This is a genomic window from Sphingomonas sp. KR3-1 (assembly GCF_040049295.1).
Taxonomy (GTDB): domain Bacteria; phylum Pseudomonadota; class Alphaproteobacteria; order Sphingomonadales; family Sphingomonadaceae; genus Sphingomonas.
In genome coordinates this window covers 121482-137151 of sequence record NZ_JBDZDQ010000004.1, presented here as the reverse complement: position 1 = coordinate 137151, position 15670 = coordinate 121482, and the positions used below count along the sequence as shown (strand labels likewise).

The 15670-nt window shown below is 68.3% G+C and carries 18 protein-coding genes; 8 read left to right on the top strand and 10 right to left on the bottom strand.

Translation table 11 applies throughout. The features are described from left to right. Position 1: 1 nt before the first annotated feature. The 3 genes from ABLE38_RS19750 to ABLE38_RS19740 form a co-directional block, all read right to left on the bottom strand. The gene (locus tag ABLE38_RS19750) at positions 2-382 is read right to left on the bottom strand and encodes a VOC family protein (protein WP_348975968.1); all 381 of its coding nucleotides are present in this window, start codon (positions 380-382) and stop codon (positions 2-4) included. Positions 383-555: 173 nt separating this feature from the next. Further along, the gene (locus ABLE38_RS19745; RefSeq protein ID WP_348975967.1) at positions 556-1935 is read right to left on the bottom strand and encodes a DUF1501 domain-containing protein; all 1380 of its coding nucleotides are present in this window, start codon (positions 1933-1935) and stop codon (positions 556-558) included. Positions 1936-1947: 12 nt separating this feature from the next. Continuing rightward, entirely contained in the window at positions 1948-3639 is a 1692-nt protein-coding gene (locus ABLE38_RS19740) for a DUF1800 family protein (RefSeq protein WP_348975966.1), read from the bottom strand. Positions 3640-3884: 245 nt separating this feature from the next. On the opposite strand from ABLE38_RS19740, the gene ABLE38_RS19735 reads away from it, so the two are divergent. The 6 genes from ABLE38_RS19735 to ABLE38_RS19710 are packed head-to-tail and all read left to right on the top strand — an operon-like array spanning position 3885 to position 7965. Further along, positions 3885-4445: a MarR family transcriptional regulator gene (locus tag ABLE38_RS19735; RefSeq protein WP_348975965.1), complete on the top strand. Its 561-nt coding sequence runs from the start codon at positions 3885-3887 to the stop codon at positions 4443-4445. A gap of 14 nt (positions 4446-4459) precedes the next feature. Then, the gene (locus ABLE38_RS19730) at positions 4460-5146 is read left to right on the top strand and encodes a DUF4166 domain-containing protein (protein ID WP_348975964.1); all 687 of its coding nucleotides are present in this window, start codon (positions 4460-4462) and stop codon (positions 5144-5146) included. Further along, positions 5146-5559, top strand: a complete 414-nt coding sequence (locus ABLE38_RS19725; protein WP_348975963.1) for a hypothetical protein — start codon at positions 5146-5148, stop codon at positions 5557-5559. Before ABLE38_RS19730 ends, ABLE38_RS19725 begins: the two co-directional genes overlap by 1 nt. Beyond that, positions 5556-5957, top strand: coding sequence for a thiol-disulfide oxidoreductase DCC family protein (locus ABLE38_RS19720; protein WP_348975962.1), 402 nt, complete (start codon positions 5556-5558; stop codon positions 5955-5957). Before ABLE38_RS19725 ends, ABLE38_RS19720 begins: the two co-directional genes overlap by 4 nt. Further along, positions 5954-7549 (top strand): DUF4166 domain-containing protein, encoded by a 1596-nt coding sequence (locus ABLE38_RS19715; protein ID WP_348975961.1) that lies wholly within the window; start codon positions 5954-5956, stop codon positions 7547-7549. Before ABLE38_RS19720 ends, ABLE38_RS19715 begins: the two co-directional genes overlap by 4 nt. Next, positions 7546-7965 carry a hypothetical protein gene (locus tag ABLE38_RS19710; RefSeq protein WP_348975960.1) on the top strand — a complete coding sequence of 140 codons (420 nt, stop codon included), beginning with the start codon at positions 7546-7548 and terminating at the stop codon, positions 7963-7965. Before ABLE38_RS19715 ends, ABLE38_RS19710 begins: the two co-directional genes overlap by 4 nt. Here ABLE38_RS19710 and ABLE38_RS19705 read toward each other — a convergent pair. From ABLE38_RS19705 to ABLE38_RS19675, 7 genes are all read right to left on the bottom strand, one after another. Next, the gene (locus ABLE38_RS19705) at positions 7962-8447 is read right to left on the bottom strand and encodes a hypothetical protein (RefSeq protein WP_348975959.1); all 486 of its coding nucleotides are present in this window, start codon (positions 8445-8447) and stop codon (positions 7962-7964) included. The two genes, ABLE38_RS19710 and ABLE38_RS19705, sit on opposite strands and share 4 nt — an antisense overlap. Positions 8448-8531: 84 nt before the next feature. Further along, positions 8532-9089 (bottom strand): 30S ribosomal protein S9, encoded by a 558-nt coding sequence (gene rpsI, locus ABLE38_RS19700; RefSeq protein ID WP_348975958.1) that lies wholly within the window; start codon positions 9087-9089, stop codon positions 8532-8534. Then, a complete protein-coding gene (rplM, locus tag ABLE38_RS19695; protein WP_348975957.1) occupies positions 9089-9568 on the bottom strand; it encodes a 50S ribosomal protein L13 in 480 nt (159 codons plus the stop codon). The genes rpsI and rplM overlap by 1 nt, the downstream gene beginning before the upstream one ends. 142 nt (positions 9569-9710) lie before the next feature. After that, a complete protein-coding gene (locus ABLE38_RS19690) occupies positions 9711-10658 on the bottom strand; it encodes a hypothetical protein (RefSeq protein ID WP_348975956.1) in 948 nt (315 codons plus the stop codon). A 44-nt stretch (positions 10659-10702) separates the two neighbouring features. Further along, complete coding sequence (locus ABLE38_RS19685; protein WP_348975955.1) at positions 10703-11458, bottom strand: hypothetical protein; 756 nt, start codon at positions 11456-11458, stop codon at positions 10703-10705. After that, on the bottom strand, positions 11458-11772 hold the full coding sequence (gene cutA / locus ABLE38_RS19680; RefSeq protein WP_348975954.1) for a divalent-cation tolerance protein CutA: 315 nt from the start codon (positions 11770-11772) through the stop codon (positions 11458-11460). The genes ABLE38_RS19685 and cutA overlap by 1 nt, the downstream gene beginning before the upstream one ends. Further along, the gene (locus tag ABLE38_RS19675) at positions 11769-12794 is read right to left on the bottom strand and encodes a COX15/CtaA family protein (RefSeq protein WP_348976241.1); all 1026 of its coding nucleotides are present in this window, start codon (positions 12792-12794) and stop codon (positions 11769-11771) included. Before ABLE38_RS19675 ends, cutA begins: the two co-directional genes overlap by 4 nt. A 124-nt stretch (positions 12795-12918) precedes the next feature. On the opposite strand from ABLE38_RS19675, the gene ABLE38_RS19670 reads away from it, so the two are divergent. Further along, positions 12919-13818: a polysaccharide lyase family 7 protein gene (locus ABLE38_RS19670; protein WP_348975953.1), complete on the top strand. Its 900-nt coding sequence runs from the start codon at positions 12919-12921 to the stop codon at positions 13816-13818. A 134-nt stretch (positions 13819-13952) separates the two neighbouring features. Continuing rightward, on the top strand, positions 13953-15668 hold the full coding sequence (locus ABLE38_RS19665; RefSeq protein WP_348975952.1) for an arylsulfatase: 1716 nt from the start codon (positions 13953-13955) through the stop codon (positions 15666-15668). Positions 15669-15670 lie beyond the last annotated feature (2 nt).

Below are 15670 nucleotides of genomic sequence, written 5' to 3'. Positions count from 1 at the left end.
GCTAGCGCTTCGAGATATCCTGGCCGAACACCACCAGATTGCCGTCGGGTGCCATCACCATCAGCTCGCGCTGGCCGTAGATCTGGTCGATCGGGCCGTAGATGTCGCCATCGCCGAGCAGCGCCGCCTTGGGCTTGAGCTCCTCGGCGACCGCATCGAGGTCCTCGACGTCGATATAATAGCAGAAGCGGCGGTTGCCCGGCGGCGCGCCGTCGCTGCCGATATTCTCGAGCAGGCGGAAGGCCGCGGCCTCGCGCTGGACATAGGCGTAGTTCGAGGTGCGGAAATAGAGCGTGAAGCCCAGTATCTCGGTGAAGAACCACACGGCCTTCTCGATGTCCGGCACATGCATGAACGGCGTAATGCGGTAGAGATTGGCCATATTTCGCCTCCCCGAAAGGCGGGCGCCATTACCCAGGGGAAACGATAGCGCAATCCGGATACGGGGTTAAGCGCGCAACAACCTAAGAGCGCGGCGGAGGGCCGTCACCCTTCCTCGTCACTCCGGCTCACGACCGGGATGACGGCAGGAATGCGGGTATCGCGGTCTTCAACCTAAGCCTTGAACAGGCCCAGCGGCCCGAGCCCGCCGGTGCTCCAGGTCGACCAGTTGGGGAAGACATAGGGCATGTCGGCATCGCTGACGCCGTGCCAGCGGGCGATCGCGCCGAGATACTGCTCCTGCGAGACCGCGGGGAGGAAGCGGCCCTCGCTGCTCACATCGGTGGCGCCGCCCAGCACCGGATCCGGATAGGCGCCGAAGATGCCGCCCGCGGTGACGTTTCCGCCGACCACGAGATGGTTGCCGCCCCAGGCATGATCGGTGCCGGTCTGCGCGTTGCCGCGATAGGTGCGGCCGAAGTCGCTCATCGTGAAGGCCGTGACGTTCTCGGCCATGCCGATCGACTGCATCGCGCGGTGGAAGCCGGCCAGCGCCATGGCGAGGTCGCCGAGCAGGTTGGCGTGGACGCCGGTATCGTTGTTGCCGCCGTTGGTCTGGCCCGAATGATTGTCGAAGCCGCCCTGGCTGACGAAGAAGGTCTGGCGGTTGTGGCCTAGGCTGCCGCGCGCATCGATCATGCGGGCGACGCGCATCAGCTGGCGCGCGACGTCGCTGGTGAGCGCGGCGCCGGTGGTCGGGTTGACGAAATAGCCGTCCAGCGCGCTCGTCGCCGAGATGATCGTGTTGGCGGTGGTCGCCTGGCTGTAGCTCGCGTTGATGTCGCGCGCGCTCGCATCGGTGACTTCGCCCAGGCCGGTGCCGGAGGCGAAGCTGGTCAGCGCGGCGTTCTTGGCGTTGTTCGCCGCGTTGCTGGCGGTCGAATAGCCCGAGCGCGACAGCGTGCCGGTGGAGGGCAGGACGAGCGCCGAGCTGGTCTTGCCGATCACGGCGAGGTTCGAGCCGGCGATCGACATCATCGAGGGCACGGCGCTGACGCCCATCTTGTCGGTGAGGCGGCCCATGAAGCCGTCGGTCGCGAAATCGCGGGCGCGCACGCCCTGCCAATGTGCCTGCTCGTCCGAATGGCTGAGCAGGTTCATCGGGCGCAGATCGGGGCGCGACTGATAGGTCGCCTTGGTGAGCGGCGCGAAGAGCGTGCCGGCGTTGAGCACGAGCGACAGGCTGCCCTCGTCCCAGATCGGGCGGAGCGCGGCCATCGCCGGGTGCAGCGCATAGGGTGCGCCGGTGAGCGAGGTGAGCTGGCTCGCCTTGATGCCGACGGTGCCGCGCGCGGCGAGATACTGGGCATGCCGGGCGTCGGTGGGGATCACCATGTTCCAGCTGTCATTGCCGCCGAACAGGAACACGCCGACCATCGCGCGGTAGCTGCCGTTCGGGGCGGCGATCGCCGTGGTGCGGCCGAGCTGGCCGATCGCGGATAGCGCACCGGCGCCGGCGGTCATCCGCATGAAGTCGCGTCGAGAGATAGTCATCGGTCCGGCTCCTCAGCGGTCGACCAGGAACATCGGGCTCGTGGCCGCGACGTAGAGCATCATCTGGGCACGCTTGCGCGCCTGGATGTTGGCATCGGCATTGGTGATGGGCGTGGCGGCGGCCTTGAGCGCGTCCTTCTGCGCCTGGGTCAGCGTCGCCGCGAACAGCGTCAGATCGATCCGCGACACCATCGCGTCGAGATCGCTGCCATAGGCTTCCCAGCTTGCCCAGAGCGGCTGGGTGAGCGAGGACATCGGCAGGCCCGAATCCAGCGCATATTCGCTGCGCGTCGCATCGCCCGAGATCGTCCAGTCATAGACGAAATTGTGCCAGCGCAGCACGTTGGAGGTATTGAGCAGCTTCGAGGCCGGGCTCTTCAGCGTCGCCGATCCCGGCAGCGGGAAATCGTCGGGATAGAAGTTGAACACCGAGGGCGAGCGGAACACCGGCTGGCCCAGGCTGGTGTCGCGTGTCTGGAAGACATAGCCGTCGGTCGCGAAGCCGATCGCGCGGGCGAGCGCGGTCATCAGCAGCACCGGCTCCTTGAGCTTGCCGCTGGTCGCGCCCGGTGCGCTGCGCGCCTCGGGATCGAGCAGGATCGCGCGGACCACCGCCTTCATGTCGCCGCGCTTGCCGCTGCCATTGTCGGCGAACACCGCCGCGACGCGGCCGACATAGGCCGGGCTCGGATTGGCGGTGACGAGGTGGACGATCATGTGCTTCGCGACGAACGGCGCGGTCGAGGCGTTGTTGAAGGCTGCATCCACCACGGCGGCGACGCTGGCATCCTGGGTGGCGCCGGCGGCGACGCTGGTGCCGAGGAAGCTCTTGGCCGTGCTGTCATAGCGCGACGCGACCTGGATCATCGGCTGCGAATAGTCGCGGGCATTGCCGTCGGTGATCGCGGCACCGCCGACCCGGGCATAGGTCCAGCCGGTCAGCGCCTTGGCGACGCCCTTGATGTCGTCGGTCGTGTAGTTGGGGATGGCCGCGCCGTTGCCGTCACGCTTCAGCGTGCCGTCCATGTTGAGCTGGTCGGGCCCCATCGAGAAGAGCTGGAGCAATTCGCGGGCATAATTCTCCGACGGGCCCGACTTGTTGCTGTCGGCCATGTCGAGATAGTCGCCCATGTATCCGCTCATCGTCACCTGCTGGAGGATGTCGCGGTAATTGCCGAAGGCGTTGGCGAGCAAGATCTGGTTGAACGCGGCGATGCCCGCGGTCGAGTTCACTTCGGCTTCCGATGCGACGACCATCTGGCCGAGCGCGAAGGCGGTGCGCTGGCGGAGCTGGTCGGATCCGGCGATCGCATTGGCATAGAAGCGCATCGCCACCGGCGTGCGGCTGTTGTGCGCGCGGTTGCAGACCGTATCGGTGCTCACGCAGAAATCGCGGCGGACCTCGACGGCGAGATCGGCATAGGTGCTGGTGGAGGCAGCGAGCTGCTCGTCGACCCAGGCGGTGGCGCCGAGCGACTTGATGCGCGCGACCAGGTCCGGCGTCGGGCCGAAGCTCGCCTGCTTGGCGAGGCGCGCGGCGTCGCCTTCGGTGAAGGCCGCCGGCGTGGGCGTTGGAGCGGGCGTGGCGACCACGCCGCCGCTGCCGCTGGACGCGGACGAGCCGCCGCCACCGCCATCGCAGCCCGCAAGCGCGAGCAGACCGAGCGCCGCGCCAAGCACGGCCATCTTACGTTGCTGAAACACCTGGTATCCCCCGCCGTTCGCGAAAAGCGCGACCTGCACGTCCTTGAATAATTTAGACGCAAAATCTGGACAACCTGCAGAAATACCTAAGGAAATCTTCATCGCGATTGCGCGGCGCGCAAACCCCGCAGCCCAGGCCGCTAGTTGCGCAGCCGCAACGGCGCGCACGGCGGCGAGGCGCGCGGAATGCGCGACGGAGTGTGAGACGCATTGACATATGCGCAATCGTGTCTCATATTTCTGTCATGACAGAAATTACGGACAACGCTGTTCAATTGCCGATCGCGGTGCAGCAGTTCGTGCTGCACTGGGGCGAGATGGGCGGGCAATGGGGCGTCAACCGCTCGGTCGCCCAGATCCATGCGCTGCTCTATCTCTCGGACCGACCGCTCAACGCCGAGGAGATCAGCGACACGCTGCGCATCGCGCGGAGCAACACCTCGAACAGCCTGAAGGAGCTGCTCGGCTGGAAGCTGATCCGCCGCGTGCCGGTGCTGGGCGACCGGCGCGATCACTATGAGGCTGAGGTCGACCTGATGCAGATGCTCACGCGCATCGCCCAGGGCCGCAAGGCGCGCGAGATCGATCCGGCGGTGGCGGCGCTGCGCGTCTGCACCGAGGAAGCGAGGCGCGACGGCCGGATCTCGGACACGGCGCGCCAGCGGATCGAGGCGATGCAGGGCTTCGTCACGACGATCGACGATTGGTACCAGCAGATGATGAGCGTGCCGCCGGGGCGGCTGATGATGCTGATCAAGCTGGGCAAGAAGGTTCTGGCGTTCCTGCCCAAGGGCAGGGCGGACTAGCAAGGAGGCGGGCGATGGCGGCGGTAGCGGGATATGCACCGGGCTCGCTGGCCCGATATGCCGACTGGCACCGGCGCGAGGCGCCGCGCTACGCCGATGCCGACAGCCCGTTCGCCCGTTTGCTCGGCGAACGCTGGCTGTTCCTGCCGCCGGCCACGCGCTGCCGCTTCCTGCGCAAGATCGCCGCGGGGGCATGCGTGAGCTATCTCGGCGAAGTCACCGAATGCCGGATGAGCCGCGCGGGATGGGCGCTGGCGCAGCTCGCCCGCGCGATCGGCGCGCCGCTGCCGCTCGGCACGGACACGGGTGTGTCGGCCAGCGTGAGCGTCACGGCTGATGCGGAAGGGCGCGGCCAATATTGGACGCGGCAATATAACCGTGCACAGGGTTTTCCACAGGTAATCCACAGCGCCAAGCGCTTCGCCGGGCCGACCGGAATCGAGGAATATCTGGGGCTTGGCGTGGGTATCGCCTTGCGGCTCGAGGAAGCCGGCGGCGCGCTGCTGTTCGTCAGCGATCACTATTTCCTGAAGCTCGGCGGGCTGCGGCTGCGGCTGCCCGGATGGGCGATGCCGGGCGCGCTGAGCGTGGGGCATATGGACATCGGCGGCGGGCGTTTCGTGTTCAGCCTCGACCTGGTCCACCCGGTGCTGGGCGAGCTGGTTCACCAGCTCTGCGTGTTCGCGGATCCGGCGGAGTGATGCGCCTGAGTGCACTTGGGGCGGCCTGCCTCGCCACCGCGGCGGCTTCGATCGTCGCCGCCATCATGATGGTATTCGCGCTTGGGCAGGACGATCCAGCCTATATCCTGCGCTGGGCGATCTCGCCGATCGGACTGATCGCCTTTCCGCAAATGGTTCTGGCAGGACCACCTATCGCCAAATGGGTGTTCGGCCGGACACCGCTCAACTGGGCGAACGCGGCGACGCTCGGCCTGCTTGTCGGCGGACTGCCTTCGGCCATAGTCCTGGTCGTACTGGCGCCGTTGCGCGCGGCGTTCGGCCACCCCCTGCCGCTCCTCGACTGGACGGCGTCGGTGATCGGGCTGGGCCTGGCCGGCATGGTCGGCGGCCTGATCTTTCGTGCACTGGTCGGGGAGGGCCGATCGCTGTGAGCGCCCTCCGGCCGATCATCCTGTTCGACGGTGTCTGCGTGCTGTGCACCGCCAATGCGCAGTTCGTGCTGCGGCATGATCGGCGCGGGCATTTCCGGCTTGCCTCTGTGCAGAGCGAAGCGGGGCGGGCGTTGTGCGCGCGCTTCGGGGTCGATCCCGAGAACCCCGACACGATGCTGGTGATCGAGGGCGACCGGGCGCGGCGCGACAGCGATGCGGTGCTGGCGATCGCCGAGGGGCTGGGCTGGCCGTGGCGGGCACTGGGCGCGCTGCGCATGGTCCCGCGGGCCTGGCGCGACGCGGTTTACCGCCGCGTCGCCCGCAACCGCTATCGCCTGTTCGGCAAGCGCGCGACCTGCTGGGTGCCGAGCCCCGAGCAACGGGCGCGGATCCTGTGAGCCGTATCCTTGTCATCGGCGGCTATGGCGGGTTCGGCGCGCGGCTGACCCGGCGACTGCTCGGCGCCGGGCATCAGCTGTTGGTCGCCGGACGGAGCCGTGACAGGGCGGCGGCGTTCTGCGCGGTGCATCCGGGTGCCGAGCCGGTGGTCGCCGACCGGACCAACGGCATCGGCATGGTGCTGGCGCGCGAGCGGCCCGATCTGGTGATCGACGCGGCCGGGCCGTTCCAGGGCAGCGCCTATACCGTGCCCGAGGCGTGCCTCGCGATGCGCATCCCCTATCTCGACCTGGCCGATGCGCGCGCGTTCGTCACCGGCATCGGCGCGCTAAAGGGTGCGAGCGTGCCGATCCTCAGCGGCGCATCGAGCGTGCCGGTGCTGTCGGGCGCGGTGGCCCGGGATCTGGCCGCGGGGCTGGCGCGGGTCGAGCGCATCGACATCGCGCTCAGCGCCTCCAATCGCGCGGTGGCAGGGCCGGCGGTGGCGGCGGCGATCCTCTCCTATGTCGGCAAGCCGGTGCGGCTGTGGCGCGGGCGGCGCTGGGCACGGGGGATCGGCTGGCAGGAATTGCGGCGCGAGGAGTTCCGCGTCGCTGACGTGCCGCCGCTGCGCCGCTGGGTCGCGCTCGCCGAGGTGCCGGACCTGGACCTGATGCCTGAAGCGCTGCCCGGCTGCCCGGCGGTGACCTTCCGTGCCGGCACCGAGTTCGGCTTCCAGATGCTCGCGCTCTGGGCGCTGAGCTGGCTGGTGCGCTGGGGCTGGATCGCTTCGCTGCGCCCCGCCACGCGCTGGCTGCACGCGCTCCAGCAGCTTACCGGCCGGGCGGGCAGCGACCGCTCGGCGATGTCGGTGACGCTCACCGGTTCGGGGGTGGAGCGGCGCTGGACCTTGATCGCGGAACGCGGCGACGGGCCGGAGATCCCTACGCTCGCCGCGCAACTGCTGACGGAGGACATCCTTGCCGGCAAAGTGGCGCCCGGCGCGCGCGATGCGAGCGGGCTGCTGGCGCTCGATCGGTTCGCGTCGCTGTTCGCCGCGCTGGCGATCCGCTGCGAGACCAGCGAGCGCCGGATCGTGCCGCTCTATGCCCGCGCGATGGGCGCGCGCTTCGATGCGCTGCCGGCGCTGGTGCGCGAGATGCACGATTTCACCGGCGATGCGGGAGCGGCGGGCGAGGGGAGCGTGCGGCGCGGCGAGGGGCTGGCCTGGCTGCTCGGCCGGGTGATGGGCTTCCCGCCCGCCGGCACCTATCCGCTCCACGTCGCCTTCGCCGCGCAGGACGGCAAGGAATGCTGGACGCGCGATTTCGGCGGCCATGCCTTCTCCAGCGAGTTGAGCCCGGCGGGGCAGGGCGTCGCCGAGCGTTTCGGGCCGTTGCGCTTCAGCTTCGATTTGCCCTCGGACGGCGCTGGCCTGGCGATGGTGCTCAGGCGTTGGACCGCGTTCGGCGTGCCGATGCCGCGCTGGCTTGGGCCCCGCATCGCCGCGCGCGAATGGCAGGAGGACGGGCGCTTCCGCTTCGAGGTGGGCGTGGCCTTGCCGCTGCTCGGCGCGGTGGTGCACTATGCCGGCTGGTTGGAGCGCATATGAAGCCATCCGGACGGATCGGCCCCTTGCTCGCTGCGACCCTGGCGGCGGCGCTGACCGCGGGCACCGTATCGGGGGCGCTGATCGGCATGCAATATGCGGCCGGCGCCGGCGACCTGAGCAGCTGGGTCGGCTTCGCGATGCTCGGCGTGTTCGTCGGCTGGTTCTATGCCGGCCTGCTCGCGGCCGCGATCGGCCTTCCTGCCTATCTGATCGCCGGGCGCCCGCCCTTGCGCCGCCGGGTCGCGGCGCTTGCCGGGGCGCTGATCATCTGCGTGCCAGCGCTCGTGCAGGCGATGCCAGGCGGTCCAAGCGCGCAGGGGATCGGGCTGAGCCTGGCCGAACTCGTGCTTGGCGGTGCGCTGGGTGGGCTGGCCTTTCGCGGCGCCTTGCGCGTCGCAGCCGAAACCAGGGCCTAGCGCAGCCAGCGCCCCATTTTCGGATAGGCGGGCAGCCCGTATCGCTCGGCGTGGCGCGGCTCGGCGGACATGCCGTAATATTGGAGCATCGGCGGGCCGGGGCCGCGGCCATCGTCAAAGGCCACTGCCAGCGCTTCGCCGCCGCCCAGATAGCCATCGGCATGAAACAGCGCGCGCGTATCGATCCCGATCGCGCGGGCGGCGGCGTAGGACCAGGCGATCGCCGCCATTTCCTCGCCCGGATCGCTCTGCACTTCGCAAAGCGTGGGCCGAGCGGCCGGATCGGTGCAGGCGATATGCCCCGCCTCGTGGAGCAGGTCGCCGGGATAGAAGGTCTGGGCCGGATCGAGCACGAGCCCGCCATTGCGGATCTGGATGCCGGGCAGGAAGCTATCGCCGGTGATTGCGCCCTGCGTCACCGGAATCCCGATCTCCTCCAGGAAATCGAGGATGCGGAGCGTATCGGGATCGTCGAGCGCCATGGCGTGAGGCTAGCGGGCATCGATACAAACGAAAAGGGCGGCCCGTTGCCGGACCGCCCCTTTTGTAGCGTTGCCGCCCGCGCCTTAGCGCTTCGAGAACTGGAAGCTGCGACGCGCCTTGGCGCGGCCATACTTCTTACGCTCGACCGTACGGCTGTCGCGGGTCAGGAACCCGGCCGCCTTGACCGGCGCGCGCAGGATCGGCTCGTACTTGGTGAGCGCCTGGCTGATGCCATGCTTCACCGCGCCGGCCTGGCCCGAGAGGCCGCCGCCCTTGACGGTGGCGATCACGTCGTACTGACCTTCGCGCTCGGTGATGCCGAACACCTGGTTGATGACGAGACGCAGCGTCGGGCGCGCGAAATAGACTTCCTGGTCGCGGCCGTTGATCGTGATCTTGCCGGTGCCCGGCTTGATCCAGACACGGGCGACGGCGTCCTTACGACGGCCGGTCGCATAGGCGCGGCCGAACTTGTCGAGCTCCTGCTGGCGCAGCACGGCCGGAGTCGACGGCTCGTTGATCTGGCCGGCGAGATACGCATCCGCGGCGTTGTCCGAGGCGGTGTGGGCCTGGGTGGCGACGGCCTGCTCGCCGGCGGCGATGCTGCCGAGATCGGAAAGGGACTGGCGGTTGTCGGACATTATGCGCCCACCTTGTTCTTGCGGCTCATGCCGGCGATGTCGAGGACCTCGGGGTTCTGCGCTTCGTGCGGATGCGCAGCACCGTTGTAGATGCGCAGGTTGCGCATCTGCTGGCGGCCGAGCGGGCCGCGCGGGATCATGCGCTCAACGGCCTTCTCCAGCACGCGCTCCGGGAAGCGACCCTCGAGAACCTTGGCGGCGGTGATGCCCTTGATGCCGCCCGCATAGCCGGTGTGCTTGTAGTACACCTTCTGGGCCAGCTTCTTGCCGGTGAAACGGATCTTGTCCGCGTTGATGACGATGACATTGTCACCGCAATCGATGTGCGGGGTGAAGCTCGTCTTGTGCTTGCCGCGCAGGACGTTGGCGATCACGACGGCAGCGCGGCCGACGACCAGGCCGTCGGCATCGACGATGTGCCACTTCTTCTCCACCTCGGTCGGCTTTACCGACTTGGTGGTCTTCATCAGCGCCTTCATGGGCGAGACCTTTCAAGTATGAAACGCGAGCGCGCCACCCTCTCGGGCAGCGCGGTTGAAGGGCCTCTGACGATTCGCCGGCGAAAAGTCAAGAAATGCGTGGGTTTGCTGACGGGTATTGGAATACCATGCAGCAATTCCCTTAGCGCAGCCAGACCAGGCTGAGCGTCTTGACCGGCGTCGCCGGCGCGTCCGAGCCCGTCGTGGCGTTGTCGAGACGCACCGGCAGGCCGGTGGAAAGATCGACGACCGTGGTCGTGATGTCGGTCATCATCATCGGGGTCTTTGCCAGCTCGACGCGCTGGCGCTCCGCTGCGGCCCTGTCGGCGGCGCCGAACTGCGCGATCACCCGCTCCATCAGCCGCTGCATCGACTCCTTGTCGATTTCCCGGCGCGAGACGAAGGTGGCGGTGCGGCCGGCCTCGAGGGCGGAGAGCGTCAGCGACATGTTGGCGGTGACGGTGCCGCCACCGATCGAAACCGGCTGCTCTACCTGTCCGCTTCGTACCTCGCCTGGCGCCATCGATACGCCGCCGAACTCGAACACCGGGCCGAGATTCTTGAGGATCATCGGCACTGCGGTTTCGGCGGTGAGCGCTTCGTACATCTCGCGGACCTTCGGCATGACCTGCGCCGCCACTGCGGCCGGGACCAGCGGCCGGGTGCCTTCAACAGCGGCGAGGATCTTTGCGCGGGCCGCCGGCCAGTCATGGACGCGCAACACCGTGCCGGTGGCATCGAGCTCCAGCGCGATCGGCTCGCCGGTGAGTGGCTTGACCATTGGCGCAACCGCGGGGGAGCGCATCTCGGGCGGGAGTGATGCCCAGTCCATCCGCCAATAAGCGAGGAAGCCGCCCTCGACCCTGGTGAAGCGCAGCTCCTCCACCCAGCGCAGCGCCAGGGCCGGTTGCCCCGGGCGCGCTGCGCGACTGGTGCTGACCTGATAGCGCAACGGGGTGTCGAGCGGCGGGTTGAACGGAACCTCGATCGTTGCCGGCGCGGGCGCAATGCTGGTCTGCGCCGCTACGGGCAGGGCGGGGGCAAGGCTGGCAAGCAGCGCGGCGGCCGCAGCCATCGGAATCGAGCGCATGGAAATCCCCTTTGGCGGGACACCGCCACGTGGCGGGCGGGGAGTCAATCGCCGGGCCCGACGGTGATCAGCGTGACGCTGGCCTTTTCCAGCGCTCCGGCGCGGACGGTCACGGTCTTGCTGTTGCGCATTACCAGCCCGGTGCCGGGATCGATGTCGAGGACGCGTTCCAGCGTTACGGTGGCCGAGGCCGCGCGGGTGGTGCTGCGGACCAGGCCGCCGGGAAGCGGGGTCACCGTGCGGGTGCCATCGAGCGGAGTGGCGCTGCCGAAGGCCGAACTGGCGGGCAGGGTGACCGGCCGGGAGCCGGGAGTCAGGTCCTCGTCGGCGATCGCCACCGAGACGAGCGAGGCGAACATTGCGCGCTGGCGCTCGGCCGGAAGCGCGCGCAGCGGCATGGCGATCCGGGCGGCGAGCCTGGCGCGATCGGCAGGCGCGAGAACCCGCCGTGCCGCGGCAACTTCGGCGACACGCGCGCAGAAGCGCTCCCATAGCGCAGGCAAGTCGTCCACCGCGGTCACCGCGCCGGCGCGGTCGAGATGGAGGCGGATCGGCGTACCGATCAGCGCGGCATACCCTGCCTCGTAGAGCGTGCCGCTGCTGTCTGGCGTGTCACCCGTGGCGGCGCGTAGCACCACGTCCGCGCGATAGCCCTCGCCTTCGCGGACGAAGCGGAGCTGGCGCTCGAGCCGGTAGGCGCGAGTATCCTCGCGGCGCTCGCTGGCCACGCGCAGGGGCACGTCGAGCGGCGGAGAGAAGGCGACTGCGCTTGCCTGGAGGACAATCGCGGCGAGCAGCATCAGCGCGTCTCGCCCTCGACCCAGGCGGCGACTTGCGGGCTGGCGGTGACGGTCCAGCTCTCGACTACCGGCAGTTCATAGGGATGCAGCGCGGCGATCCGCTCGCGCAGGCGATTGGCGAGCATCGTCCGCGTCTTGAACAGCACGGGCACTTCCTCCGCGCGCTCGAGGCTGCCGTGCCAGAGGTACAGCGAGGCGCAGGGCGCGAGGATATTGGCGCAGGCAGCAAGGTGCTCGGCCAGCACGGTCTCGGCGACGCGCTCGGCATCGGCGCGGGTGGTGAAAGTGACGTAGAAGAGCGTCAGCTCGCTCAAGCGCGGCGGCCGAGCACGTGCACGCCCCAGACGGTGGCGATCACGACCAGCGCGCCGATGAGCTGGTGAAGCGCGGCGAGCCAGATCGGCACTCCTGCCATCACCGTGGCGATGCCGAGCAGGATCTGCGTGCCGAAGGCGCTGTGGATCGCGATCGAGGCAGGGCGGCTGGCGGCGCGGACCTTGCGGGCAAGCAGCACCAGCGCCGCCACGGCCACCCAGGCCCACCAGCGATGGATGAAATGGACGATCGCGGGATCGGAGAACAGCGCATGGCTCAGGCTCTCGCCCTGCTGGGTCGCGCCCGGGAAGAAGCGCCCGTTCATCAGCGGCCACTGATCGGTCACCATGCCGGCGCGCAGCCCGGCGACGAGCGCGCCGTAGAAGAGCTGGACGGCGAGCACCGCGAGCACGCCGATGCCGAAGCCGGTCAGGCGGGCGGGGCGGGCCAGCGACGAGCGCCTGAGCGCCAGCAGGTCGCACGCGGTCCAGATGATCCCGCCCAGCGTGAACAGCGCAGTGAGCAGATGCGCGGCGAGCCAGAAATGGTCGACCGCGGTGCTCGTCTTGTTGAGGCCGGACTTGACCATCCACCAGCCGAGCGCGCCCTGCAGCCCGCCGAGCGCGAGCAACGCGACCAGCCGCCAGCCATAGCCCCTGGGGATTGCGCGACGAACGGCGAACCAGAGCAACGGCAGCGCGAAGGCCAGGCCGATCACCCGGCCGAGCAGCCGGTGGAGATATTCCCAGAAGAAGATGTTCTTGAACTCGGCCAGGCTCATGCCGCGGTTGAGATGCTGATATTGGCCGATCTGCCGATAGCGCGCGAACTCGGCCTGCCAGGCCGCCTCGGTGAGCGGCGGGACCGCGCCGGTGAACGGCTTCCACTCGGTGATCGACAGGCCCGATTCGGTGAGGCGAGTGACGCCACCGATCACGACCATCAGCACGATCAGGCTCGCCACAACGAACAGCCAATGGGCGAGCGCGCGCGGGCGGGCGGAGGCGGGGAGCGAAGTCATCTGCAGCACGGAAATTACCTTTAGGGCCGGATATGCGCCTGCACCAGCCAAGTCGTTGATCCGGCGCAAAGGACCCGCCTATATGCCATCGGTGGCATCGCAAGAATGCCGGAGAGGGGTTTGTATGCGTTATAAAATTTCGACGCTGATGGTTGCCGCGGTTGTGGTTTCCGCCTGCAGTGGCAGTGCCGCCGAATCCGCAAGTGGCGGCACGGCGATCGCGCCGGCGCCCACACCGACGGCAACGGTTGCCGCGCCCACGCCGACCCCCTCCCCGAGCCCGACGTCCACGCCCGTGGCGCGCGCGACACCGGCCTGCGAGCGAGTCACCGCCGATCCAGTCAGCCTCTCGCCCTATTCCGATCCCGCCTTCAAGCAAGTGATCGACAATGCGCGCTCGTTCCAATGGCCGACCAGCCTGAACGCCTGCATGAACACCGCACAGCTCCAGGCCTACGGCGTCGATCTCGACAATTTCTACCGCGACAGCGCCGGCCGCATGGTCTTCTCGATCCGCGGCGGCACGGTTTCCAGCGATTCGTCGGACACGACGCGGATGGAACTGCGCGGCATGAGCTTCGATGCGACATCGAGCGGCAAGGTGCTCGACGCCAGCTTCCAGCTGCCCGCGATCGAGGGGCGCTCGACCAGCTTCACCATCTCGCAGGTCTATGGCGAATCCGCCGGGCTGCCGATCGTGCGCATCTTCTTCGCGTCGAGCCGCAACGGCCTGACCGATCACCTCTGGATCGCCTACCGCAAGGGCACCGGCGACAGCGACGGCACCAGCATCGATCTCGGGCCGGCACCGGCGGAAGGGCAGACGGCACGCGTACGCATCACCTACAATGTCGGCGATGCGATCGAAGTCTATTACAGCGGCTCGAACCTCACGACGCGCCTGACCGAGAACCTCGCCTTCTGGGCCGCTGCCGGCAAGACCGCCTATTTCAAGTCGGGCTGCTATCTCCAGGCTGCGGGCAATTGCGAAGTGCGCTTCACTGCGCTCGCCTTTGACCGCTAGCCCGGGCGCGGGCCTGGCAAATTTCGGAAACTACAGCATTGATGCGAAAATTCGCTCGCGTGTAGCGTCTGCCCGCGCCTGCACCAGGGGATGGGTCTCGGCGTCATAGGATATAAGCGAGGGGACCCTCCTGCATGAAGCCTGCGCACATTCGCCGCCTGCTGACGCGTGCCTGCGGCGCCGCGCTCGCCGTCGCGGCGGCCGCATTGCCGCTCCAAGCCGGGGCGCAAACCGCAGCGAAACCGCAGCCGACCCGCCCGAACGTGATCGTCATCCTGCTCGACGATGTCGGCTATTCGGACATCGGCGCGTTCGGCAGCGAGATCCCGACGCCGAACATCGACGCCTTGGCCAGGGGCGGCCTCGCCTTCACGCAATTCTACAACAGCGCACGGTGCAGCCCTTCGCGCGCGGCGCTGATGACAGGCACCTATCCGCACCAGGCGGGGCTGGGGCATCTCGAGGCGATCGACGTGCCGAGTTCGCGGGGGCTCAAGGCCAGGCTGCTCGATCGCGTGGTGACGCTGGCCGAGGTGGCGAAGTCCGCCGGCTACTACACCGCGATGGCCGGCAAGTGGCACATGGGCATCTCGCACGGCGTCGGCCCGTGGAACCGCGGCTTCGATCATTCGCTCACCTCGCCCTTCGGCGAGCTCTACTATCCCGACCAGCCGCAGCCCCCCGCGCAGAACGTCTATATCGACGGCGAGAAGGTGCCAGCCAGCTCGCCGCGCGTGGGCAGCGGCGAATGGTATTCGTCGGACATGTATGTCGACTGGCAGACCAAGTTCGCCGAGCAGGCCCGGGCGGAGCACAAGCCCTTTTTCCTCTACATGCCCTTCACCGCCGCGCACTTTCCGCTGATGGCGCCCCCCGAGGACGTGGCGAAGTTCAAGGGCAAATATCTGCGCGGCTGGGACGTGATACGCCGCGAGCGGTTCGAGCGGCAGAAGAAGCTCGGCATCATCGCCGCCGACGCCGAGCTGCCGCCGGCGCTTCCCGGCAGCTATGACTGGAACAAGCTCTCGGCCACCGACCGGGACCGGTTCGATACGATGATGGCGGTCTATGCCGCGGTGATCAGCCGGGTGGACCGCTCGATCGGGACGCTGGTCGATCGGCTGCGCGCGTCGGGCGAGCTCGACAACACGCTGATCCTGTTCATGCACGACAATGGCGGCAACGCCGAAACCGGGCCGGACGGGCGGCTGACCGGCAAGGGCGCGCCCGGCAGCCCGCAATCGCTGGTGTTCGGGGGCATGAACTGGGCGACGCTGCAGAACACGCCCTTCCAGTATTTCAAGCACTTCACCGAGGAGGGCGGCATCGCCACGCCGCTCATCGCCTATTGGCCCAAGGGTATCGGCGCCCAGCAGCGCGGCACGCTGGTGCGCGAGCCCGGCCATCTGATCGACGTGATGCCGACGCTGGTCGAGGTGATGGGCGCGACCTATCCCAAGAGCTTCAACGGGCACGAGATCGTGCCCATGCAGGGCCGCTCGATGGTCCCCGCCTTCAGCGGCAAGCCGCTCACTCGCGACAAGCCGATCTTCTGGGAGCATGAGGGCAACCGCGCGGTGCGCGACGGCGAGTGGAAGCTGGTCGCCCGCTTCCTCAAGCCCTGGCAGCTGTTCGACATGAACAAGGACCGCGCCGAGATGCACGATCTCGCCGCCGCCCAGCCCGAGCGGGTGAAGAAGATGGCGAAGCAATGGGACGACTGGGCCGCGGCCAGCGACGTCGATCCGTGGCGCGAGGAATATGACCACAAGGGCAAGCCGCGCGCCAAGCCCCGGCAGAACTGGGGCGGGTTCGATACGCCGCAGCACCCCGAGGCGATGGTCGACTAGGC